Consider the following 20,804-nt stretch of genomic DNA (forward strand, 5'->3'; position numbering starts at 1 on the left):
AACGAGGGGGACAGCGGGTGTCCGAATCGGATACGTTGGTGCGCGTGTCGATGATGAAGGGTTCCAACGTGCCGGTCGGCGCGGCCGCGGTCCGAGTCGAACTGGGGTGGCAGGGGGGTCCCGGCGTTCCGGACGCCGACGCGTCGGCGCTGTTGCTGGCCGGGGGCCGGGTGCGTTCCGATGCCGACTTCGTGTTCTACAACCAGCCCGCGCACGCCTCGGGCGCGGTGCGCTACGAGGGCAAACAGCAGGGCCCGCAGATCACCGACGTGCTGTCGGTGAATCTGGCGCAGGTCGAACCGCAGATCGAGACCATCGTCATCGCCGCCTCCTCCGACGGCGGCACTTTCGCCCAATTGCGCGGTCTGCACGTGCGACTGGTCGACGCGAGCAACGGCGCGGAACTGGCGCGCTTCGATTCCACCGACGCCTCCGCCGAGACCGCCTTCGTCCTGGGCGAGCTGTACCGCCGCCAGGGTGCGTGGAAGTTCCGTGCCGTCGGACAGGGCTACACGGCCGGATTGGCCGGACTGGCAACGGATTTCGGCATCACCGTCGACGAGCCGAGCCCGCAGCCCGCCCCGGCGCAGTCGGCGCACAGCGCCCCGACGCAGCCGGACTACGCTCCGCCGCAACCGCATCAGGCGCCGCCCGCACCGAATTACTCGCCGCCGCAGCCGAATCAGCAGCCGCCCGCGCCCGCCGCGCCGGTGAATCTCGGCAAGATCTCGCTGACCAAGGAAGCCCCGGCCATCTCGCTGACCAAGTCGGGCGCGACCGGCGGCATCATGCGGGTCAACCTGAACTGGTCGGTGCCCGGCGCGAGCAGCGGGCTGTTCGGGCGCAAGCGCGGCGGCAACGGCGGGCTCGATCTGGATCTGTGCTGCTTCTGGGAGCTGACCGACGGGACCAAGGGCTGCATCAGCCCGCTGGACACCATGGGCAATCTGCACCGGGCCCCGTTCATCGAACTGGATCAGGACGATCGCAGCGGCGCGAGCGCGGGCGGGGAGAACCTGTCCATCAATCTCGATCACACGGCGCGGTTCCGCCGCATCCTGGTCTTCGCCTCGCTGTACGAGGGCGCGGAGGATTTCCGGGGCGTGCACGCGACCGCCACGCTCTACCCGCGCGATGCCCCGCCGATCGAGATGGAGGTCAGCGGCTGCGTCGACGACTCCCGCGAGATGGTGCTGGCGATCCTCGAGAACGTGAACGGTGAACTGGTGGTGCGCCGCGAGGGTGTGTTCGTGCGCCCGCCGGACGGTCACCGCTTCTGGGGCAAGCTCGCGGTCGATCAGGCCTACCGCTGGGAGCTCAAGTGGGGCACCTCCAAGGGCAAGTCCTGAACAGCCTGCCCTAGGCGAGCAATTCGGCCGCGGCGGAACCGATCTCGGTCAGTTCCCCGCGCCACCCCAGCAGGCGCAGCACGGCATCGGGGATGAGCTTTTCGGCGTACTCGGGCGATTCCCCTTCGTCCGAGCGGATATTGATGACCGACTCGACGAGCCGGAAGGGCAGCAGCTCCGCGCCGGGCACGGCGGTGTTCCCGGCCACGGTGATGACCTCGGCGGCGAGGGTCTCGTAGTGGCGGCGTAGTTCGTCGCGGCGTTCGCGGAACGCGGCGAAGCGTTCGCTGCGCAGTTCCGGGAGCAGGTAGAGCGCACCGAGATTCCAGCGGGCGGAACACAATTGGCGGACGTCGAACGCCGCCAGCGCGTAGAGCCGCACGGCCGCGGGCGCGAGCGCCGCGTGCTCCGGGTCCGCTCCCCCGGCCAGGCGTTCGGCCAGTTCCAAAGGCCCGGCGATGGTTTCGGCCAGCAACGCGTCCAGGATGTCGTCCTTGGCGCCGAAGTGGTGGTACAGCGACGCCTGACGGATGCCGACCGCGTCGGCGATGCCGCGGGTCGAGGTGCTGCCGTATCCGTTGGTGGTGAACAGTTCGGCGGCGGCGTCCAGGATCTCGGCGCGCGGCGTCTGTCCCGCACGGCGGCGAGGTTCGAGACGGGGGCGTCCGGGTCCGACTTGGGTCACGCCCCCATTCTGTCCTACCCCGCGTCGCGGCCCGCCCGGCGCATACCCGCCTCGCGCCGCGTCCGGGCCCGTCGTGAGGTTCCTGTCACTCGATAGAAATACCGGCAATGCAGAAGTTACGGCGGGAGACCTGACGGATACATCGGCGTCATCGGATCAGCGATCGCGATAGGAAAACTTTCACTCGATAGATATTCATCGCTGCGAAAGATCCGCCCATGGTTGCCTCCGCCGAGTCCCGCACGCCCGACCACCCGCCGAGCACCCTGCCCGCATCGAGTACCGCCGGCGCCGACAGCGCCGATCTCGCAGGCTTCGGCTACGAACCCGTCCTGCACCGCAAACTCGGCCGCTTCGCCTCGTTCGCGGCCGGCTTCTCGTTCGTCTCCATCCTGACCACGATCTTCCAATTCTTCGGCCTCGGTTACTCGTTCGGCGGCGCCGCGTTCTTCTGGACCTGGCCGCTGGTGTTCCTGGGCCAGCTGCTGGTCGCGCTGAACTTCGCCGAACTGGCGGCGCGGTATCCCATCTCGGGCGCGATCTACCAGTGGGCCCGGCGCCTGGGCGGGGAACTCGTCGGCTGGTTCGCGGGCTGGATGATGATCATCGCCCAGATCGTCACCGCCGCCGCGGCCGCCATCGCGCTGCAGGTGGTGCTGCCCTCGATCTGGGACGGCTTCCAGATCATCGGCACCGAGACGGCGCTGACCTCCTCGGACGGCGCGATGAACGCGGTGCTGCTGGGCAGCGTGCTGCTGGCCTTCACCACCACCATCAACGTCATCGGCATCGACCTCATGTCGAAGATCAATTCGATCGGCGTGACCATCGAGATCGTCGGTGTGGCCGCGGTGATCGCGCTGTTCTTCACCCACGCCGAACGCGGTCCGGCCGTGGTGCTGCAGACCGATACCGCCGCGCCGGGGCCGTACTGGGCCGCGTTCCTGGTCTCGGGCCTGATGGCCGCCTACGTGATGGTCGGATTCAATTCCGCCGGTGAGCTTTCCGAGGAGACCAAGAACCCGCGTCAGGTCGCCCCGCGCACCATCATCAGCGCGCTCACCGCCTCCGCCCTGGGCGGCGGCCTGATCCTGCTCGGCGCGCTCATGGCCGCGCCCAGCCTGACCGACGGCGCCCTGGGCTCGCAGGGGCTCGGCTACGTCATCACCGCCAAGCTCGGCACCCCGGCGGGCAAGGTCGTGCTCGGCTGTGTCGCGGTGGCGGTCATCGTGTGCACCCTGGCGATTCAGACGGCCGGATCGCGGCTGCTGTTCTCCATGGCCCGCGACGGCAAGCTGCCCTTCGCCGCCAAGCTGGCCGCGGTGCATCCGCGCTACGGCACCCCGGTCCTGCCCGCGGTGGTGGTCGGCGTGCTCGGGATCGTGCTGCTGGTGATCAACCTCGGCAACCCGGCCATCTTCGCGACCCTGGCCAGCGTCTGCATCGTCATGATCTACCTGGCCTACGCGCTGGTGACCGTGCCGCTGCTGATCCGCCGGCTCCGGGGCACGCACGGGTTCGAACGCACCGACGCCGACGGCACCCCGCTGTTCAGCCTGGGGCGCTGGGGAATTCCGGTCAATATCGCGGCCGTCGCCTGGGGCCTGGCCATGGCGGTGAACCTGGCGTGGCCGCGACCGGAGATCTACACCCCGCAGGGCGGCGCCTGGTGGATGCTCTGGGCCGCACCGCTGTTCGTGCTGCTCTCGATCGCCGTCGGCGCGCTGGTGTACCGCACGGTGACGCCTCGGACGGCCGAGTCGGCCGAAACCCTCTCCCCCACCGCGGAACCCGCCGTCGAACCGGCCTGAGCCGGCGGCCCGAACCGCCGAGCACGACATCGCGCAGCACATCCACCCGCCGCTCGCCGACGAGCGGCGCACGGAAGGAGTTCTCATGACGACGACCACCGCGGATACCACGAGCGCCCGGGCGCACGCCCGCGCGCAGGCAGCGGCCGCGACCCGCAACGGCCCGGTCCTGCCCGAGGGCATCGAGCCGGCGAGAGTTACCTTCGCCCAGCGGATTCCGCCGGGCGGCTACGCGAATGTCGTGCTCGGCCGGGGCACTCGGCTCCGGCTGTCGGATCCGGCGGGCTCGGCGTGCGCGCACCTGCTGCTCCTGCGCGCCGAATCGCCCTGGGAGCGGCTCAATGTCGCCGATACCGTGAAAGTGCCGTGGCAGGCGTATCTGGGGGCCGGACATCCCCTGCTGTCCGATCAGGGCCGGGTGCTGGCCACCGTGCTGACCGACACCTCGGGTCACCACGACACCCTGTGCGGCCCCTCGGACGCCGCCCGGGCGCGCTTGCGGATGGCCGGGGTCAAGCAGGGCCTGGAACCCCGCGACATCGGCCCGACGGTGTCGTTCTTCCGGGGCGTGCGGGTCGAGGCGGACGGCTCGCTCGTCTCGACCGGCGGCGCGGGCGCGGGCGGCGCGGTCGAACTGCTGATCCACCTGCCGGTGACCCTGCTGCTCGCCAACGCCGAACACCCCCTCGATCCGGTCCCGCCCACCGACCTCGACGCGGTGGCCTGGTCCGCCCCCGCAGATCTGGCCCTGACCCCCAACACCGATCCGGAATACCTGCGCGCGGTGGAGAACACCGAACAGGATTGGCACGCCCGCACCCTGGAGGCCCTCGCATGATCACCGCAGCCCGCACCGTCGTCCTGGACGAGACCGTCCCCGCCAGCGCGCCCTGGTCCACCGTGGTCCGCGCCGGGGAGCAGCTGGAGATCATCGATCTGCACGGCAACCAGGCCGTGGACTGCCTGCTGTACTCGGCCGCCGACCACGCCGAGCGCTACAGCGCCCAGGCCACGATCACCGCGCAGCGCAACATCTTCCTGAGCACCGGCAGCGTGCTGCGCACCGACTCCGGGACCGCGCTCATGACCGTGATCGCCGACGAGGTCGGCAACCACGACACCGTGGCCGGCGCTTGCTCGCAGGAGTCCAACACGCTGCGCTACGGCCACCACACCCGGCACCAGCACGCCTGCGTGGAGAACTTCCTGGCCGAGGCCATGAAATGGGGCCTGGGCAAACGGGATCTGGTCTCGAACATCAACTGGTTCATGAACGTGCCGGTGGAGGCCGACGGCACGCTCGGCATCGTGGACGGGCTGTCCGCGCCGGGCAAGACGATCACGCTGCGCGCGGAGATCGACACCCTGGTCCTGGTCTCGAACTGCCCGCAGATCAACAACCCCTGCAACGGTTTCGACCCGACGCCGGTGCGCATGGTGGTGACCCGATGACGACCATGCTGAGCACCCCCGCCGACGCCGCCGCGCCCGCGCCCGAACCCGTGCGCACCATGCACGTGGTTCGCCCCGGCGCGCAGACCACCGTGCAGGACTGGCCCGGCCGGGTCGGCTACTGGCACGTGGGCGTACCGCCGTCCGGGCCGATGGACGACCTGTCCTTCCGGCTCGGCAATCAGGCCCTGGGCAACGCCGCGAGCGCGGCCGGACTCGAATGTGTGCTCGGCGGACCGGCATTGCGCTTCGACGAGCCCACCTGGGTGTGCGTCACCGGCGCCTCGGTGCCCGTCACGGTGAACGGGCAGCCGGTGCGGCAGTGGCGCAGCACGCTGGTGCCCGCCGGCGGGGTGCTCGACGTCGGCACGGTGCGCGGGCCGGGCATGCGGTCGTACATCCTGGTGGCCGGCGGTATCGAGGTGCCCGAATACCTCGGCAGCCGTTCGACTTTCACCCTCGGCAAGTTCGGCGGCGGGAACGGGCGGGCGCTGCTGGCGGCGGACGAGTTCGCCCTCGGGACGCCCGGCAGGGTCACCGCGGGGGTCACCGGCGACGATCAGCCGGTGCTGACCAGGCGCTGGGAACTGGCCGTCACCGAAGGGCCGCACGGCGCGCCGGAGTTCTTCACCCGCAACGACTTCGACACCATCATCGGCACCGACTACGAGGTGCACTTCAACTCCGATCGGACCGGTGTCCGGCTCATCGGGCCCAAGCCGCAGTGGGCGCGCCCGGACGGCGGCGAGGCGGGTATGCACCCGTCGAACATTCACGACACCGCGTATTCCATCGGCGCACTGGACTTCACCGGCGACACCCCGATCCTGCTCGGGCCGGACGGGCCGAGCCTGGGCGGTTTCGTCTGCCCGGTCACGGTGGTGGCGGCCGAGCGGTGGAAGCTGGGGCAGCTCTGTCCCGGTGACACGGTGCGGTTCGTGCCGGTGCGCGCCGATCGCGCGGCCTCGCTGCGCGAACTGGGCGCCGAACGGCGCGCGTCCTGGCCGATCGTGCTGTCCTCGGGCGGCGACGGCGACGACGGGGTGCTGGCGCGGCGTGAGGGCTCGGACAACGCCGAACCCGCCGTGACCTATCGCCGGGCGGGCAACGACGGCCTGCTCGTCGAATACGGTGACATGACACTGGATCTGGAGCTGCGCGCCCGCGTGCACGCCCTGCACCAGGCGATGCTGGCGCGACGTGAGCCGGGCGTCACCGAACTCACCCCGGGCATCCGGTCGCTGCAGGTGCGCACCGATCCGGACCGGCTGCCGACGGGCAAGCTGCTCGATCTGCTGGCGGAGGTGGAGTCCGAACTGCCCGCAGCGGACGAGCTGGTGGTGCCCAGCCGGACGGTGCGACTGCCGCTGTCCTGGGACGATCCCTCCACCCGCGAGGCCATCACCCGCTACATGCACGGGGTGCGCGCCGATGCGCCGTGGTGCCCGTGGAACATCGAGTTCATCCGCCGCGCCAATGGATTGGCCACCGTGGACGAGGTCTTCGACACCGTGTTCGCGGCCGAGTACCTGGTGCTGGGGCTGGGCGATGTGTACCTGGGCGCGCCGGTCGCGACCCCGACCGATCCGCGTCACCGCCTGGTCACCACCAAGTACAACCCGGCTCGCACCTGGACCCCGGAGAACGCGGTCGGCATCGGCGGCGCGTACCTGTGCATCTACGGCATGGAAGGTCCCGGCGGATACCAGTTCGTCGGGCGCACCACCCAGGTGTGGAATCACCGCTCCACCGGTGTCGGCGAAGACCCTTGGCTGCTGCGCTATTTCGACAGGATCAGCTGGTACCCGGTGAGCGCCGAGGAACTGCTGGATCTGCGCGCCGACGTGGCGGCCGGGCGCGGCGAGCTGCTCGCGCAGGACGGCGAGTTCCGGCTGGCCGACTACCGTCGCTTCCTGGCCGAGAACGCCGACTCCATCGCCGATTTCCGGGCAGGTCAGTCGAAAGCATTTACCGCCGAGCGCAATTCGTGGCGCGAGGCGGGCGAGCTGACCGAGACGCCCTGACGAGCGGGCGTTTCCGGCGCCGCCTCAGCCGGTGATCCGGGTGGCGTCGGGGTTGGCGGTGTCGCGAATGACGCGCAGCGCGGCGGTGACGGTCTCCAGCTGGGCGGGGTCGAGCAGGCCGGTGAACCACTGCTCGACCCCCGCCAGGTAGGCGGGCAGGACCTCGGCCACGCGGTCCGCGCCGGCGGCGGTGAGGACGGCGTAGGCGCTGCGGCGGTCGTGCGGATCCGGTTCGCGGTGGACGAAGCCGTTGCGTTCGAGCCGGTCCACCAGGCGGGTGACACCACTGGTGGACAGCCGCGTCTGCACGGCCAGATCGGTCATGCGGAGCCGGCGACCGGGAGAACGGGTCAGGCGCAGCAGCGCGTTGAGGTCCAGGCCCGAGAGCCCGGCCCGGCGGTAGGTGTCCTCCAGCCGGGCGACGAAACCGTCGTGCGCCTCGAACAGCAGACCGGCCATGGTCAGCCGGGGGTCGTCGAAGAGTTGCTCGATATCCACGGTGACCAGCGTAGACCATAAAGTTGCCCTGCGGATAGTTGACATGCGGAACATTTCCCGTATGTTGTTGCTCAAGCAATATTCCGCACAGCAACTAAATGAGGTTTCGCAATGACTGCACAGGACTGGGTCGCCGCCTTCCGTACTCCGCTGGTGAATCCGGCCGAGGAGATTCGACTGGCGGAACCGCGCGGCTTCGCCGGCGAGACGCTGCGGCAGGTGGTTCGGTTGGCCGGAGACGGCACCCGACTGCGGGTGCGGCTCGGCAATCGGTACGCCGCACAGGATGTGGTGATCGGCGCGGCGCGCATCGCGCCACGTATCGGGGAGCACGAGGTCGACGGGGTCGCGGGTCGGGTGGTGCGCTTCGCGGGTTCGGCCACGGCGCGGATCCCCGCGGGCGGTGAAATCGTCAGCGACCCCATCGATCTGGCGGTAACCGCCGGTACGGACATCGCGCTGAGCCTGTACTTCCCGGAGCCGACCGGCCTCGCCGCGTTCTCCCAGCTGCCCGGTGAATCGGGCTGGATCGCCCCCGGCGACCACACGGCCGCGCCCGCCCTGCCCGACGCCGAGGAGACCACCGGCCGCTACTTCCTCACGGGCGTGGACGTTTTCACCGACGCCGCCACCCCGGTCCTGGTCGCGTTCGGCGATTCCTGGTTCGAGGGCGTCGGTTCCACCCCCGGCGCCAATCGCCGCTCGGTGGACGTCGTCAATGCGCTACTGCCGCACGGGTGGACGGTGAACCAGGGCATCTCCGGCAACCGCCTGCTCAGTGATCAGATCGGCGAGAGCGGCCTGACCAGGTTCGATCGCGACGTCCTGGCCGTCCCCGGGGTGGCCGCCGTCTGGCTCAACTTCGGCATCAACGATCTGATCCTGGCCGGCGCCGCCGCACCGGAGGACCTGATCGCCGGCTTCACCGCCCTGGCCGAACGGGCCCGCGCCGCCGGTCTCCCCGTGTACGCCAACACCATCGGCCCGTTCGCCGGCGCGATCTACCCCGGCCTGACGGTCGCCGAGGGCATCCCCGTGCGCCGGACGGTCAACGCCTGGCTCCGCACGACGCCGGTGTTCGACGCCGTCTTCGACGTGGCCGCCGCCGTCGAGGACCCGGCCCGCCCCGACCACATCCACCCCGACTACGACAGCGGGGACGGCATGCACCTCAACGACGCCGGCGCCCGCGTCATGGCCGAGACCGCGAATCTCTCCGCGCTGCAACCCCGTCGTGCAATGGCTGTCTGACCCTTCGTATCGCACCGCCGTCCGCCCGGTACATCGCACCGGACGGGCGGCCTCGCGCCGTCAGGGCAGCAGCGTCGCCGGATCCAGCGTGAATTCGAAAGGGCTGCTCAGGGTTTGCGCCGCACCACCCGAGATGCGCTGTTCCGCACCGTATTCGCCGCTCTCCCCCAGCGTGTAGGCGAAGAGCACGGGCAGCGACTCACCCGGCAACTGCCCTTTGAAGGGTTTGACCTCGAAGCGCCAGTAGTTCGGAATTCCGGCCTCCGCGTACAGCAGCGGCTTGGCCAGCCGATCCTGCACGGTAGTGGACGCGGATACGACCTCGACCGCGAGCACGATCTGATCGACCGGGATCCCTCGATCATCCATCGGAATCGCCCCGGTCCCGACGATCAGGTCGGGAATCGGTTCGTCGTCACCGATGAGCACCCCCACGCCCTCGATGACGAAATACCCCTCTGGTAGGGCATCGTCCAGCGCCCGCCCCAACCAGCGAACCAGCCACTGATGGCGGGGTTTCGGCGCGGCGTTCACGACGAGCTGACCATTGAGTACCTCGAACCTCAGTCCGTTCTCGGGCAGATGATCGAGGTCGGCCGCGGTCCAGCGATCGGAATCGGGAACGTGCATACCCGAATTGTCGGCCTCATAGACCGGCATAGCCACCGCAACCACCTCCGACCTCGGAGCGTCGGGGCAAATCCGCCCCCTGAGCTGCCCCGAGGCTAACGAGATCCTTTTCGCGACGCGCCGATAACGCAGAATCTCTGCGGCTCCACTCGGCGGTGCGTGGCCGTGGCAACGGCTCCGGTGGCGGTCGGATGACCGCCACCGGCTCCGATCACGGGGTGTCGATCGTCCGGATCTCCTCGCCCGCTTCCGCCACCGGATCGCCGGGGCGGGTGAACCAGTGGGTCACCTCGCCCTCTTCCAGATCGGCGGCGAGGTCGCCGGTCGGCAGGACCGAGAGCGCACCCGCGGTCGAGACGGCGAGGAACTCGGCTATCGCGGCGGGGCCCGCGGTCGCGGTCGTGTACGTCGTCGACTCGTAGTCGATGTCGTGCTCGGCGCGCAGGGTCGCCGCGCGGTCGAGGGACTCGGCCTGGGTGAGGGTGGCCCAGGTGTTGTCGGCGGCCCGGTGGACGAACGCCGGGTCGGACTCGCTCAGCGGGCGGATCCGGTCGGTGTAGGTGACCGGGTGGGCGGGGCGGGCCGCCAGATCCGACTGCACCTTGGGATCGGCGGGGACCAGCCAGCGGATGGAGCTGGCGGCCGGATCCTGGGCGATGCCGAAACTGGCTCCGGCGGCGAGGATGTCGCCGAAGGACAGTCCGTCGGCGAACAGTGTTGCCGCACCGGCCTTCTGGATGGCCCACACCGCGACCACGGCGTCGACCGAACGCGGCAGGGCGACCGCGACGATGTCGCCGGGACCCGCGCCGCGGTCGATGAGCAACCGCGCGAGTTGGGACGAACGCCGGTCCAGCACGTGGTAGGCCAGCTCCTGACCACCCGCGAGCAGCGCGGGCGCCTGCGGATCCTCCTCGACCACCTCGGCCAGCACGTTGGCCACCGTGCGCGCGCCCACGCGCGCCGGCTCCACGGCCGAATCGCCCGTGGTGACCGCGCTGTCGGCCAGGATCCGCGCCCGCTCGCCGGCATCGAGGATGTCGATGCCGCCGACCAGGGCGGTGGGATCGCCCAGCAGCGCGTCCAGCACCCGGTTCAGGCGCGCGGCGAGGATCGCGACCTCGTCGGCGCTGAATCGCGAATCCAGATAGCGCATCACGATCTCGACGGACTCGCCCGCCATGACGGCCAGGGTCATCGGGTAGTGGGTGTCGTCGTTCATGCCGACACCGGCCACCGTCATGCCGTCGATGGAGCTGGCCGCCGCGATGGCGTCCTTGTCCACCGGGTAGGACTCGAACACCACGAGGGTGTCGAATTCCGCACCGGCCCCGGCCAGCCGCTGGATGTCGGTGAGGCCGATGTGGTGGTGTTCGAGCAGGTCGGCCTGTTCGCGCTGCACCCGCTCGAGCAGGCCCTCGATGGAGAGCCGGTCGTCGACGCGGATGCGCACGGGCACCGTGTTGATGAACAGACCGACGATCGACTCCACGCCCGGCAGCTCGGCGGGGCGGCCCGACACGGTGGCGCCGAACACGACGTCGCCGCGGCCGGTGAGCCTGCCGACCAGGATGGCCCACGCGGTCTGCACCAGCGTGTTCACCGTGACGCTGAGTTCACCGGCGCGCTTGGCGAGCTGACGCGTGCGTTCGGCGTCGATGTCGAGCACGTGCCGCCCGATCTCGTACTGCTCGTCGGCCTTGCCCGCGGGCGCGAGCTGGGTGGGCTCGGAGACCCCCGCCAGCGCACGGGTCCACGCCCGCAACGATTCCTGCCGATCCCGCCCGGCCAGCCAGGCCAGGTAGTTCCGGTAGGACACCACGCGCGGCAGCGCCGAGATGTCGCCGCGCACCGCGTACAGCATGAGCAGATCGCGCATGAGCAGCGGCATGGACCAGCCGTCCACCAGGATGTGGTGGGTGGTGATGGCCAGGTGCCACGCCTCGGTTCCGGTGCGGTACAGCGTGAATCGCATGAGCGGCGGTGCGGACAGGTCGAAGTGGTTCGCCCGGTCCGCCGCCATCAGTTCCTTGACCCGCGGAATGCGTTCGGCCTCGGGCAGATCGGTGAGATCGACCTCGAACCACGGCGCGACCGCGCGTTCCAGCGCGACCTGATGCGCCTGACCGTCGGCGTCGGTGACGAACGCGGTCCGCAGGCTCGGGTACCGATCGACGATGCCCTGTGCGGCCGCGCGCAGCCGCTCGGTGTCGACGGCGCCGTTCAGATCGAGCATGGCCTGCATGGTGTAGACGTCCAGCACGCCGCGGCTCTGCGCGAGCATGGCCTGGAACAGCAGACCCGACTGCAGCGGCGAGAGCGGCCACACGTCGTTCAGCGCGGGGTAGGTGCGCTCCCAGCCGGCGATATCGCCCTGGGTCACCCGCACCAGCGTCATGTCCGACGGCGTGTATCCGCCCGCGTCCGGCGATTTCACGTGTTCGGCCAGCGCGGTCAGCGCCGCCACGAACAGCTCGGCGAACTCCTCGACCCGTTCGCGGCTCAGCAGCCCGGTCGGGAAGGAGAAGGCCGCGCCCAGCTGCGGTCCGTCCTCGCCGTCGGTGACGATCGCGTTGATGTCGAGGGTGGCGTTGGCGGGCATGTCGAGATCCATGTCCGCGTCCAGCTGCCCGAGATCCCCGGACGGCGCCCAGCCCAGCTGCGCGAGCTGTTCGGGCACTTCACCGCTGGACACCCGGCCCAGGTAGTTGAAGCTGATCTGCCCGACGCTGCGCAGCCGCGGCGCGGTCTCGGCGTTCAGGTAGCGCAGCAGGCCGAAGCCGACGCCCTTGTCCGGCACCGCGAGCAACTGCTCCTTGACCGACTTGACGATGTCGCCCAGGGCTCGCCCGCCGGCGAAGGCGTCGTCGAGATCCGCACCGGCCAGATCCAGCCGCACCGGGTAGGCGCTGGTGAACCAGCCGACCGTGCGCGAGAGATCCGAGCCCGGAACGACCTCTTCCTCACGCCCGTGCCCCTCGAGCTTGATCAGCGCCGCGGCGGTGCCGTCCGCCCGCCAGCGCGCGACCGCCATGGCCAGCGCCGAAAGCAGACCGTCGTTCACGCCGCCGCGGAAGCGACCCGGGATCGAGGTGAGCACCGCGTCGGTGACCGCCGCGGGCACGGTGACCTCGACGCGGTCGACCGTGGCGAAGGTGTCCACCGCCGGATCGAAGGCGCGCGCGCCCAGCGGCGGGTCGACGGTCTCGACCACGCCCTGCCAGAACGGCAGTTCCGCAACGCGTTCCGGCGCGACGGCCGCGTCGAGCAACGCGTGCGCCCAGCGGCGCATGGAGGTGCCGTTGGCCGGGAGCGCGATCGGCTGCCCGAAGGCCAGCTGCGACCACGCCACCGCGAAGTCCGGAATCAGGATGCGCCAGGAGACGCCGTCCACCACGAAGTGGTGCGCGGCGATCAGCAGCACATCGGCCCGGCCGCCGCCGAAGGCGAACCACACGAACCGCATCATCGAGGCGTTCGCGGGATCGAGCCGGCCCAGCGCGCCGTCGAGTTCGGCGCTCGCGACCCGCGACAGCTCCTCGTCGGAGATGTCGGCGGCGAGTTCGACGCGATGCACCAGGGCGTCCACGTTCACGCCGCCGCGCTCGAGCGCCTCGAATTCCCAGCCGTCCACCGCGTTTCCGCGCAGGCGCGAGCGCAGCATGTCGTGGTGGTCGAAGACCGCGGCCAGGGTGCCGACCAGGGTCGCCCGGTCGATGCCGTCCGGCAGGCGCAGCGCCATGGACTGCGAGAAGCGCTGGTACGCGGAGCCACTCGACAGAATCGCGGTCATGATCGGCGTCAGCGGGACGTCACCGACCCCGCCGCCGGGCAGTTCCGCCAGGCGTTCGGTCTCGCCGTCGCCGCCGAGTACAGCGATCTCGGCCAGTCCGGCGACGCTGCGCTTCTCGAAGACCTCGCGCGGGCTGAACAGGATCCCGCGCGCCTTGGCCCGCGAGACCAGCTGGATGGACAGGATCGAGTCGCCGCCGAGCGCGAAGAACGAATCGTCCACGCCGACCTGGTCCACGCCCAGCACCTCGGCGAAGACCTCGGCGATCACGGACTCGACATCGCTGACGGGAGCGCGGAATTCGCGCGGCGCCAGCACCGGCGCCGGGAGCGCGCGCCGGTCCAGCTTGCCCGCCGGGGTGAGCGGGATCCGGTCCAGCACGGTGATCGCGGTCGGCACCATGTACTCGGGCAGTCGCGCCGCGGCATGCTCGGTGAGCGCCGCGATGTCGATGACGGCGCCGGCGACCGGCAGCACGTAGGCCGCCAGGATCGTGGTGCCCACCTCGGTCTTGTGCCCGACGGTGACCGCGAAGTCCACGCTCTCGTGCGCGGCCAGCGCCGCGTCGATCTCGCCCAGTTCGATGCGGAAACCGCGCACCTTGACCTGGAAGTCGTTGCGGCCCACGTACTCCACGACGAGGTCGCCGGCGGCGTCGCGCTGCCAGCGCACCACGTCACCGGTGCGGTAGAGCCGCTCGCCGGGTTCGCCGTACGGGTCGGCCACGAAACGCTCGGCGGTCAGTCCCGGACGGGCGTGATAGCCACGCGCCAATTGCGGTCCGGCGACGTACAACTCGCCGGAGACGCCCTCGGGCACCGGGTGCAGGCGCGAGTCCAGCACCATGACCCGCATACCGCGCACCGGTCCGCCGATGACGACGGTGTCGCCGGGCGCGAGCGCACCGGAGATGTTGGTGGCGATCGTGGCCTCGGTGGGGCCGTACGCGTTGTGGAAGCGGCGGGGGCCGGCAGGGTTCACCGACCACTTGGCCACCAGATCCGCGGACACCGCCTCACCACCGGCGATGATGACCTCCATGCTCGCCAGCTGCGCCGGCTCGAGGGAGGCCAGCACGGACGGCGTGATGAGGCCGACGGTCACGCGCTCGCCGGAGATCAGCTCGCCCAGTTCGTCACCGCCGTAGGTGCCCGGGGGCACCACGACCAGCGTGCCGCCCGCCCCGAGCGCCAGCAGCAGCTCGAGAATCGAGGCGTCGAACGACGGCGAGGCGAAATGCAGTGCGCGCGAGGAGCTGTCGAGGCGGTAGCGCTCGACCTGCTCGCGGCTGAAGTTCGCCAGACCCGCGTGGGTGACGACGACGCCCTTGGGCAGGCCGGTCGACCCCGAGGTGTAGATGACGTACGCCGCGGTCGCCGGGCGGATGGCGGACCACCGTTCGGCGTCCGATACCGCGGCGGGCGAATGCGATTCGATCTCGGCGATGGTCAGCGCGTCGTCGAGTGCGATCCAGCCGGCCAGGCTCGCGACCGGCGGCAGCGCGTCGATCTCGGCGTTGACGGTCAGGCCCAGCACCGCGCCGGAGTCCGAGACCATGTGCGCGATGCGGTCGGCCGGGTAGGCCGGGTCGACCGGCACGAAGGCCGCGCCGGACTTGGCCACGGCCCAGACCGCGAGCACCGATTCGAACGAGCGCGGAATGGCAACGGCCACGCGCACATCCGGTCCGGCGCCGCGCTCGATGAGCATGCGAGCCAGTCGCGAGGACGCCGCGTCCAGCTCGGAGTAGCCCAGCACCATGCCGTCGAAGACCACGGCCTCGCCGACCGGATTGGCCGCCACGGCGGCGGCCATGATCTCCGGCAGGGTCGCCGGCGCGAGCGCGGGCGCGCCGGTGCGGGTGAGCAGTTCGGTCCGCTCGGCGGCGGCCAGCAGACCCAGATCCCCGACCGGGGTCTGCGACTGCGCGGTGATCTGCTCGAGCAGCCTGGTGAAGCGCTGCGCGAACTTCTCGACCGTGCTCTCGTCGAACAGGTCACGGGCGTACGCGAATTCGGCGTACATGCCCGTGTCCGGACCGGCCTCGGCGATGGTCAGCGACAGATCGAATTTCGCGGTGTCGTTCTCGAAATCGACGGCGGCGACCCGCAGTCCGGGCAGCTCGAAGGTGCTGTCGGGCAGGTTCTCGAACGAGAGCACCACCTGGAACAGCGGGTGCCGCGCGGTCGAGCGCTCCGGGTTGATGATCTCCACGAGACGTTCGAACGGAATGTCCGCGTGCGCGAAGGCGGCCAGGTCGGCGTCCTTGGCGCGCGACACGAGCTGACCGAAGGTCAGGTCCGCGTCCACCGCGGTGCGCAGCACCAGGGTGTTGACGAACATGCCGATCACATCGTCGAGTTCGGCCTCGCCGCGGCCCGCGATCGGGGTGCCGATGGCGATGTCCTCGGTCCCGGACAGCCGGGCCAGGAACACCGCGAGCGCGGTGTGCACGACCATGAACATGGTCGCGTTCTGCTCGCGGGCGATGCGCTGCAGCCCGCGGTGCAGGGCGGTGCCGATCGGGAACCGCACCTTGCCGCCGTGGAAGGACTGCGCGGTGGGGCGCGGCCGATCCGACGGCAGGTTCAGCTCGTCGGGCAGTCCGGCCAGCGCGGTCCGCCAGTACTCGGCCTGGGCCGAGATGAGGCTGTCCGCGTCCTGTTCCGAGCCGAGCACCTGGCGCTGCCACAGCGAGTAGTCGGCGTACTGCACCGGCAGCGGCGCCCAGCCCGGCGTGACACCGGCCGCGCGCGCCGCGTAGGCGATCATCACGTCGCGGGTCAGCGGGCCCATGGACCAGCCGTCCGCGCTGATGTGATGCGCCACGATGACGAGGACGTGCTCGACCGGGGGCCGCTCGGGCACCCGGCTGCGCGCACCCAGCACCGCCGCGGCGGCCTGTTCGCCGACCGCGCGCAGGGTCGCCATCTCGAAGGCGTCGGCCGCGTCCAGCACGGCCGCCTCATGGCCGCGCGGTTCCTCGACCGGCGCGGCCGGGGTCTCGACGCGGAACAGCCGGGCGCGCACGGGCGCGGCGACGGTCACGTCGAAACCGGTGGAGATGATCTCGGCGATGCGATCGCGCACCTCGGCGGGATCCACCACGACCGGCGTCAGATCCGGGATCACCTGGGCGGCGGGCACGATCACCTGGGTGGCCGCGCCGTCGACCTGCGGGTACACCGTGCGCAGGGTCTCGTGGCGGGCGATCACGTCGGCGACGGCCTGCTGCAGCGCGTCCACGTCGAGCTCGCCGGTGAGGCGCACCGCGACGGGGATGTTGTAGGCCGCCGACGCGGTGTCGAACTGGTTCAGGAACCACATGCGCTGCTGCGCGAGCGAGAGCGGCACGGCGGCCGGGCGCGGCTGCGCGGTCAGCGCCTGCCGGTTGCCCGCCCCCGCGTACAGCTCGACCTTGGCGGCCAGCCCGGACACGGTCGAGGCCTCGAACAGGGTGCGCACCGGCACCCGCGTGTCCAGGGCCGCGCCGAGGCGGGCCGCGACCTGCGTCGCCAGCAGCGAGTTACCGCCGAGGGCGAAGAAGTCGTCGTCCGCGCCGACGTGCTCGGTGCCGAGCACCTCGGTGAACACCCCGGCCACGATCTCCTCGATCGGGGTCGCGGGCGCCCGGAAGGCGGTGGTCTCGAACTCGGGCTCGGGCAGGGCCTTGCGGTCCAGCTTGCCGTTCACGTTGAGCGGCAGCGCATCCAGGACCACGAAGGCCGAGGGCACCATGTACGACGGCAGCGCGGCCGCGAGCACCGACTTCACCCGTGCGACATCGACTCCCGCGCCCTGATCGGCGGGCACGAGGTAGGCGACCAGGCGGTCGCCGGTGCGCTGATCGGACTTGGCCAGCACCGCGACCTGCGCGATCTCCGGCAGGTCCAGCAGCGCGGACTCGATCTCGCCGAGCTCGATGCGGAAACCGCGGATCTTCACCTGGAAGTCGGTGCGGCCCCGGTATTCCAGCTCGCCATTGCCCGCCCAGGCGACCAGGTCGCCGGTGCGGTACATGCGCTCGCCGTCCCCGAAGGGGTTGGCCACGAAGCGATCCGAGGTCAGATCGGGTCGCCCGAAGTACCCGCGCGCCAGCTGCGCGCCGGCCAGGTACAGCTCGCCCTCGACCCCGGCCGGAACCGGGCGCAGGCGCGCGTCCAGGACGTAGACCTCGCTGTTCCACTCCGGCAGGCCGATGGAGACCGAGCCGCGATCGGCGTCGGTGACCAGGTGGCTGGTGATGGACACCGCCGCCTCGGTCGGGCCGTAGAGGTTGAACAGCTGGGCCGCCGGGTTGGCGGCGCGGAACCGCTGCGCCACCGAGGCGGGCAGGGCTTCACCGATCGCCAGCACGCGGCGCAGCGAATTCGTCAGCGCGCCACCGTTGTCGGCGGCGGTCAGCAGCGCGTCGAGCATGGACGGCACCACGTGCAGGGTGGTGACCTGCTCGCGGTCCATGAGCTCGGCCAGGTACACCGGATCGCGGTGACCGTCGGGCGCCGCGATGACGAGCCGGCCGCCCGAGACCGCCGCGGACCAGAATTCCCAGACCGAGAGGTCGAAGGTGGCGGCCGTCTTGAGCAGCACCGCGTCGTCGGCGCCCAGGCCGAATTCCGCGGTCTTCCAGTGCAACTGGTTGACGATCGCGGCGTGCGGCAGCGCCACGCCCTTGGGGCGGCCGGTCGAGCCGGACGTGAAGATCACGTACGCGGTGTTCGACGGCAGCAGCGGCGCGATCCGCTCGCCGTCGCCGATCGCCGCGCCCGCGAAGGGATCGAGCGACAGCTGATCCAGGCGCACCAGCGGTGCGGCCTCGGTGGTGAAGCGCGCCTCGGCGTTGGTGAGCACGCACACCGGCGCCGCGGTCTCGAGGATGTAGTCGGTGCGCTCGGCGGGCTGGTCTGGATCGACCGGCACGTAGGCGCCGCCCGCGGCCGAGACCGCGTACATGGCCACGACCAGATCGACCGAACGCCGCAGCGCCAGCGCGACCCGCGCCTCCGGGCCCACACCCATCGAGATCAGGTGCCGGGCAAGGCGATTGACCCGGCGGCCGAGTTCGGCGTAGGTGAGCACCGCGCCGTCGGGCCCGATCAGGGCGACGGCGGTGGGGATGGCGGCCACGGTGGCGTCGAGCATCGAGGCCAGCGTCGCGGAGCGGTCGGTGCGATGCGCGGTGGCGTTGCGGCCGCCGAGCAGTTCGGCGCGCTCGTCCGCGGCGAGGAGTTCGATGTCGCCGACCGGGATGCGCGGCGCGGCGATGATCTCGCCGATGAGCCGGGTGAACCGGTCCACGAAGCCCTGCACGGTCTCGCGATCGAACAGATCGGTGGCGTAGGTGAAGAAGCCGGTGATCCCCGCCGCCGCACCACCGTCCGCGTACCGGTCGGTGGCGATGAGGTGCAGGTCGAACTGCGAGATGTCGGTGTCGATATCGAGCCCGGACACGGTCAGGCCGGGCAGTTCCAGGCTGGACTGGGCCAGGTTCTGGAAGGACAGGCCGACCTGGAACAGCGGGTGCCTGGCGGTGGAGCGCACCGGGTTGAGCACCTCGACCAGGCGCTCGAACGGCACGTCGGCGTTCGCGAACGCCTGGATGTCGGTCTCGCGCTGGCGGGCGAGCAGTCCGGCGAAGGGTTCGCCGGCCTCGACCCGGGTGCGGAACACCAGGGTGTTGACGAACATGCCGATCATGTCGTCCAGCGCGGCCTCGCCGCGACCGGCCATCGGGGTGCCGATGGCGATGTCGTCGGTGCCGGACAGGCGGGCCAGCAGCACCGCGAGCGCGGTGTGCACGACCATGAACAGCGTCGCGCCCTCGGCGCGCGCCAGATCGATGAGCGCGCGGTGGGTTTCGGCGTCGATGCTCCAGCCGACGCGGCCGCCGGTGAAGGACTGCACGGCCGGTCGCGGGCGATCGGCGGGCAGATCCAGCTGGTCCGGCAGCTCGGCCAGCGCGTTGCGCCAGTAGCTGACCTGCTTGGTGGCCAGCGATTCCGGATCGCTCTCGTCACCGAGCAGTTCGCGCTGCCAGATGGAGTAGTCGGCGTACTGCACCGCGAGCGGCGACCAGCCCGGCGTCTCACCCATGGCGCGGGTGGCGTAGGCGGTCATCAGGTCGCGGGTCAGCGGGCCGACCGAGGAGCCGTCACCGGAGATGTGGTGAATCACCAGCGCGAGCACGTATTCCGGAACCTCCGAGCCGGCGGTGTCCGCGATCCGGAACAGCGCGACCTTCAGCGGCACCTCGGTGGTGACGTCGAAGATGGTCGAGGTCAGCGCCAGCACCGCGGCGGGCGCGTCGGCGCCGGTCACGGTGCGCACCTCGAGTTCGGGCACGGCCTGCGCCGCGGGCAGGATGACCTGCACCGGCCCGTTCTCGGTCTGCGGGTACACCGTGCGCAGGATCTCGTGGCGGGCAACGACATCGGCGATGGCCGCGCGCAGCGCGTCCACGTTCAGGTCACCGGTCAGGCGCACCGCGACCGGCACGTTGTAGGCCGCGGACTGGTTGTCGAAGCGGTTGAGGAACCACATGCGCTGCTGCGCGAGTGAGAGCGGGATGTGGTCCGGACGCGGTCCGGCGGCCAGGGCCTTGCGGCCGCCGGCCCCGGCGTCGTGTTCCACCCGGGCCGCGAGCGCGGCCACGGTGGACGCCTCGAACATCAGGCGCACCGGCACCCGGCTGTTCAGCGCCTCGCCGAGGCGGGCGGCGACCTGGGTGGCGAGCAGCGAGTTGCCGCCCCACGCGAAGAAGTCGTCGTCCAGGCCCAGGCGGCCGTTCTCCAGGTGCAGCACGTCGGTGAACACACCGGCCACGATCTGCTCGATCGGGGTGACCGGGGCCCGGAAGACCGCCTTCTCGAAGGTGGGCTCCGGCAGCGCCTTGCGGTCGAGCTTGCCGTTGGCGTTGAGCGGCAACGCCTCCAGCGGCATGAAGACCGACGGCACCATGTAGGACGGCAGTTCGGCCAGCAGCGCCGACTGCAGCGCCTGCTTGTCGATCGTGCCCGCAGCACCGACCACGTAGGCGACCAGGCGGTCGCCGAGCACCGGATCCTGGTGTGCGACAACGGCGGCCGAGACAACCTGTTCCTGGCGCAGCAGCGCGGACTCGATATCGCCGAGTTCGATACGGAAACCACGGATCTTCACCTGGAAGTCCGTGCGGCCCCGGTAATCCAGCTCACCGTTCGCGTTCCACGCCACCAGGTCGCCGGTGCGGTACATCCGCTGACCCGGCTCGAACGGGTTGGCCACGAAACGATCCGAGGTCAGATCCGCACGACCGAAGTACCCGCGCGCCAA

Annotated in this window: 10 protein-coding genes; 6 read left to right on the forward strand and 4 right to left on the reverse strand. The window is 70.7% G+C overall.

Annotation, left to right across the window (positions count from 1 at the left end):
* Positions 1-17: 17 nt before the first annotated feature.
* Positions 18-1,349, forward strand: coding sequence for a TerD family protein (locus ACWDOP_RS35190; protein WP_456348522.1), 1,332 nt, complete (start codon positions 18-20; stop codon positions 1,347-1,349).
* 10 nt (positions 1,350-1,359) lie between these two features.
* Here ACWDOP_RS35190 and ACWDOP_RS35195 read toward each other — a convergent pair whose 3' ends face one another.
* Positions 1,360-2,034: a TetR/AcrR family transcriptional regulator gene (locus ACWDOP_RS35195; protein ID WP_456348523.1), complete on the reverse strand. Its 675-nt coding sequence runs from the start codon at positions 2,032-2,034 to the stop codon at positions 1,360-1,362.
* 218 nt (positions 2,035-2,252) lie between these two features.
* Between ACWDOP_RS35195 and ACWDOP_RS35200 the strand changes: the two genes are divergently transcribed.
* The 4 genes from ACWDOP_RS35200 to ACWDOP_RS35215 all read left to right on the forward strand — a co-directional run bounded on the left by ACWDOP_RS35200 (position 2,253) and on the right by ACWDOP_RS35215 (position 7,321).
* A complete protein-coding gene (locus tag ACWDOP_RS35200) occupies positions 2,253-3,845 on the forward strand; it encodes an amino acid permease (protein ID WP_454201702.1) in 1,593 nt (530 codons plus the stop codon).
* Between the two features lie 85 nt (positions 3,846-3,930).
* Complete coding sequence (locus ACWDOP_RS35205; protein ID WP_454201701.1) at positions 3,931-4,683, forward strand: DUF1989 domain-containing protein; 753 nt, start codon at positions 3,931-3,933, stop codon at positions 4,681-4,683.
* Positions 4,680-5,297 (forward strand): urea amidolyase associated protein UAAP2, encoded by a 618-nt coding sequence (locus tag ACWDOP_RS35210; protein WP_456348524.1) that lies wholly within the window; start codon positions 4,680-4,682, stop codon positions 5,295-5,297. Before ACWDOP_RS35205 ends, ACWDOP_RS35210 begins: the two co-directional genes overlap by 4 nt.
* 5 nt (positions 5,298-5,302) lie before the next feature.
* The gene (locus ACWDOP_RS35215; protein ID WP_456348529.1) at positions 5,303-7,321 is read left to right on the forward strand and encodes a 5-oxoprolinase/urea amidolyase family protein; all 2,019 of its coding nucleotides are present in this window, start codon (positions 5,303-5,305) and stop codon (positions 7,319-7,321) included.
* Positions 7,322-7,345: 24 nt separating this feature from the next.
* On the opposite strand, the gene ACWDOP_RS35220 is transcribed toward ACWDOP_RS35215, so the two are convergent.
* Positions 7,346-7,819, reverse strand: coding sequence for a MarR family winged helix-turn-helix transcriptional regulator (locus ACWDOP_RS35220; protein ID WP_456348525.1), 474 nt, complete (start codon positions 7,817-7,819; stop codon positions 7,346-7,348).
* A 111-nt stretch (positions 7,820-7,930) separates the two neighbouring features.
* On the opposite strand from ACWDOP_RS35220, the gene ACWDOP_RS35225 reads away from it, so the two are divergent.
* A complete protein-coding gene (locus tag ACWDOP_RS35225; RefSeq protein ID WP_456348526.1) occupies positions 7,931-9,070 on the forward strand; it encodes a GDSL-type esterase/lipase family protein in 1,140 nt (379 codons plus the stop codon).
* A 60-nt stretch (positions 9,071-9,130) separates the two neighbouring features.
* On the opposite strand, the gene ACWDOP_RS35230 is transcribed toward ACWDOP_RS35225, so the two are convergent.
* Entirely contained in the window at positions 9,131-9,700 is a 570-nt protein-coding gene (locus tag ACWDOP_RS35230; protein ID WP_456348527.1) for a Uma2 family endonuclease, read from the reverse strand.
* A 211-nt stretch (positions 9,701-9,911) separates the two neighbouring features.
* Positions 9,912-20,804 (reverse strand): amino acid adenylation domain-containing protein (locus tag ACWDOP_RS35235; RefSeq protein WP_456348528.1); only part of this gene is annotated, 10,893 nt, incomplete at its 5' end.

This window comes from Nocardia sp. NPDC003693 (assembly GCF_053981095.1).

What these genes read in the sequence shown, in the direction of transcription:
- ACWDOP_RS35200 (WP_454201702.1), top strand. Translation starts at nt 2,253, where the DNA reads ATGGTTGCCTCCGCCGAGTCCCGCACGCCCGACCACCCGCCGAGCACC.
- ACWDOP_RS35205 (WP_454201701.1), top strand. Translation starts at nt 3,931, where the DNA reads ATGACGACGACCACCGCGGATACCACGAGCGCCCGGGCGCACGCCCGC.
- ACWDOP_RS35210 (WP_456348524.1), top strand. Translation starts at nt 4,680, where the DNA reads ATGATCACCGCAGCCCGCACCGTCGTCCTGGACGAGACCGTCCCCGCC.
- ACWDOP_RS35215 (WP_456348529.1), top strand. Translation starts at nt 5,303, where the DNA reads ATGCTGAGCACCCCCGCCGACGCCGCCGCGCCCGCGCCCGAACCCGTG.
- ACWDOP_RS35225 (WP_456348526.1), top strand. Translation starts at nt 7,931, where the DNA reads ATGACTGCACAGGACTGGGTCGCCGCCTTCCGTACTCCGCTGGTGAAT.
- ACWDOP_RS35230 (WP_456348527.1), bottom strand. Translation starts at nt 9,700, where the DNA reads ATGCACGTTCCCGATTCCGATCGCTGGACCGCGGCCGACCTCGATCAT.